Source organism: Sulfurospirillum arcachonense DSM 9755, from assembly GCF_000597725.1.
Classification (GTDB): Bacteria; Campylobacterota; Campylobacteria; order Campylobacterales; family Sulfurospirillaceae; genus Sulfurospirillum_A; species Sulfurospirillum_A arcachonense.
Window position 1 is genome coordinate 1 of sequence record NZ_JFBL01000034.1, and the last position, 1364, is coordinate 1364.

Annotated in this window: 1 protein-coding gene; it reads left to right on the forward strand. The window is 26.0% G+C overall.

Annotated elements, in window-relative coordinates:
• Positions 1-308: 308 nt before the first annotated feature.
• The coding region (locus tag K354_RS0113605; protein ID WP_024956017.1) for an MCP four helix bundle domain-containing protein at positions 309-1364 on the forward strand (1056 nt) is incomplete at its 3' end.

Consider the following 1364-nt stretch of genomic DNA (forward strand, 5'->3'; position numbering starts at 1 on the left):
ATATTGTTGATGAGATTGAAAAATCAAATACTTTAAGTGTTGAAAATACCCATTCAATTCAAGAGATGAATGTTGCAACGGAACAATTAGACCAGATGACTGATAAATTGAATAATGAGTTAATGAAGTTTAAATCTTAAATCAAAATCTTATTTTATTATCGTATCCATATTACACATATGGATACGATTTTCTACTACAATGGACAATTCATATAAAAAATTCCTAGTGTTCTTTTTTTAAGCAATATTCTAAAAAAAATAAATTATTTCAAGTTATAATGATATTAATTCAAAAAAGGATAGGTGATGAATTTTAAAACAAAAATTATTGGATCATATATTACTATAGTTTGTGTTTTAGTAATAACAAATGTAATTATATATTCTAATTTAGTAAAAATAGAAAATTATGTAACAGAGTTAAATAGTAAAATATTTCATAGTATTTCTCTTTTAATTGAAGCAGATAGAGATGCTTATCAATCAAATGTAGCACTTATAAAATCGACAAATAATACTCAAGAAGAACATAAAGAACAACTTCTAAAAGAGTCATATAAAAGTTTGCAACAAACAAAAGAGAAATTTCTAAAATTTAAAAAAAATATAGAAAGTTATTTACCTAAAGAAAAAGCAAATTTTGATAGTTTTGACTTACTTTATAAAAATACAAAAAAAGATACTGATAAAATTGCTGAGTTGGTAAAAAAGACATCACTTTTTAGAGCTACTAAGGTATATTATGGCTCTTACATTAAAAATTTTGATGCTATGCGAAATAAAATAGACAAATTAACCCAACTTACACATAAAGTTTTAGAGAAAGAGAGTAAAGATGTTCAAAAAGTATTAAAAACATCAAAACAACAGTTCTTAATTTCAGCATTTATTAGTACATTGTTAGCTATTTTCTTTTCAATTATGTTAGGACGTTCAGTAAGAAAATCAACAGGTATGTTAAATAGTACATTTGAAAATCTTGCAGGAGCAGATGCGGACTTATCAATGCGTCTAGAAAAAAAAGGTTTAGAAAAAGAGTTTGAAACTATAGTAGATAATGCCAATAAGTTTATAGAAAAGCTTCAAGTAATTGTCAATAATGCAAAAACAGTTTCAAATGAAAACTCAGCCATAGCTAGTGAGCTTTCTTCAACAGCAACACATGTAGGAGAAAATTCTGAAAAACAGAGTTTTTATGTAAATAGAACAGCAAATGAGGGTAAAGAGCTAAGTGAACAATTAAAAGATTCAGTTGAGGAAGCAAAAAAATCACAAAAAGAGTTATTAGGAACAAATGAGCAAATGTCAGAAATGACAAGTAAAGTTGATACCTTACAAAATGCTATGACAGAGACTATGCAG